Source organism: Streptomyces sp. NPDC054840 (assembly GCF_053611065.1).
Genome location: NZ_JBSGZP010001051.1, coordinates 1 through 1,648 on the forward strand (window position 1 = coordinate 1; position 1,648 = coordinate 1,648).

3 protein-coding genes are annotated in these 1,648 nt (G+C 72.1%); all 3 read right to left on the bottom strand.

Features of this window, described 5'->3' with window-relative positions; genetic code table 11:
- Nucleotides 1-77: 77 nt before the first annotated feature.
- Nucleotides 78-287, bottom strand: a complete 210-nt coding sequence (gene trpM, locus ACWGIU_RS37385) for a tryptophan biosynthesis modulator TrpM (RefSeq protein WP_453712514.1) — start codon at nt 285-287, stop codon at nt 78-80.
- 9 nt (nt 288-296) lie between these two features.
- Entirely contained in the window at nt 297-1,106 is an 810-nt protein-coding gene (gene trpC, locus ACWGIU_RS37390) for an indole-3-glycerol phosphate synthase TrpC (protein WP_453712515.1), read from the bottom strand.
- Between the two features lie 170 nt (nt 1,107-1,276).
- Nucleotides 1,277-1,648 (bottom strand): DUF2752 domain-containing protein (locus ACWGIU_RS37395; protein ID WP_453712516.1); only part of this gene is annotated, 372 nt, incomplete at its 5' end.

Genomic DNA, 1,648 nt, shown 5'->3' on the forward strand with positions numbered 1-1,648 from the left:
AACGGCACCGCGCGACCCGCGAAGCCGCCCGTACGACCGCCGGACACGACCGTGACCGGCGGGCGGGGCAGCCGTCGTCACGGCGCGGGCGAAGGGCGCCATCGCATGCCGTTGACCTGTCCGGGCTCGGAGCCGATCACGTACCGGACCCGCCGCCCGTGCACACGCCGGGCCGGGGCGCGGCAGCCGCGGGGGCGGCAGCCGCGCGCCAGGGGCGCGTGCGCCGTCGGCACGCCGGCCGGGCGGGAACCCGGGCGGTGGCGGACGGAGGAGCGGTCGTGGGTCATGGGTGCGGGTCAGCTCCGCCCGTGGCGCAGGGCGGGGTGGGCGCCGGCGGCGACGAGGTCGGCAACGGCCGACTTCGGGTCGCGTCCGGTCACCAGGGACTCCCCGACGAGGACGGCGTCGGCGCCCTCGTTGGCGTAGGCGATCAGGTCGTGCGGGCCACGGATGCCGGACTCGGCGATCTTGACGATGTGGTCCGGGATCTCGCCGACGACGCGCTCGAAGGTGGAGCGGTCGACCTTGAGGTCCTTGAGGTTGCGGGCGTTGACGCCGATGATCTTCGCACCGGCGGCGACCGCGCGCTCCACTTCCTCCTCGTCGTGGACCTCGACGAGCGGGGTGAGACCGATGGACTCGGCCCGCTCGATGAGGGAGACGAGGGCCTCCTGCTCCAGGGCCGCGACGATCAGCAGGACGAGGTCGGCGCCGTAGGCGCGGGCCTCCCAGAGCTGGTACGCCGTGACGATGAAGTCCTTGCGCAGGATCGGGATGTCCACGCGGGCGCGGACGGCCTCCAGGTCGGCCAGCGAGCCGCCGAATCGGCGCTGCTCGGTGAGGACGGAGATGACCGCCGCACCGCCCGCCTCGTAGTCGGCGGCGAGCCCGGCCGGATCGGCGATGGCGGCCAGCGCACCCTTGGAGGGGCTGGAGCGCTTGACCTCGCAGATCACCTTGACGCTGTCGCCGCGCAGGGCAGCGACGCCGTCCTTGGCCTGGGGCGCCTTGGCGGCACGCTCCTTGAGCTCGTCGAGGCTCACGCGGGCCTGCCGTTCGGCAAGGTCTTCGCGGACCCCTTCGATGATCTCGTCGAGCACACTCACGCGAGCGGCCCCCTTCCGGGTCGATGACGGTCGGCCGCCTTGCAGACACGTACAACAGCAAGGTCGACATTCAAATGGTATCCGCAGGAGGCGTTGCCCTCCGCACGCGGTTGACGACGTCCCAGTGACCGGACATTCGGAATCCGTGCCTCATAGGGCCTGCCCAGGGCTCAGGGCGCCAGGGCGGAGCCGAAAGAAAGATTTCGGACGATGACGAAAACCAGTGCCAGCGCACCGAGCGCCCACCAGTACGTCGGACGCAGGACGATCCTCGGGGTCGGCCCGCCGCGGAAGGCGCGGACCAGCCAGAGGGCCATGAACCCCGCGAAGACGAAGTAGCCCACGACCGCGAACGCGTTCGCCCCGAGAGCGGCGACCAGATCACCGTGGGCGAAGGCGTGCGCGCTGCGCAGGCCGCCGCAGCCCGGGCACAGGACACCGGTCAGCCGGAACAGCGGGCACACCGGGTAGTGGCCGGGCTCGTTGGGATCCACGGCCCCCACATACGCGAAGGCCGCGGTGACCCCGGCCAGGTAGAACGC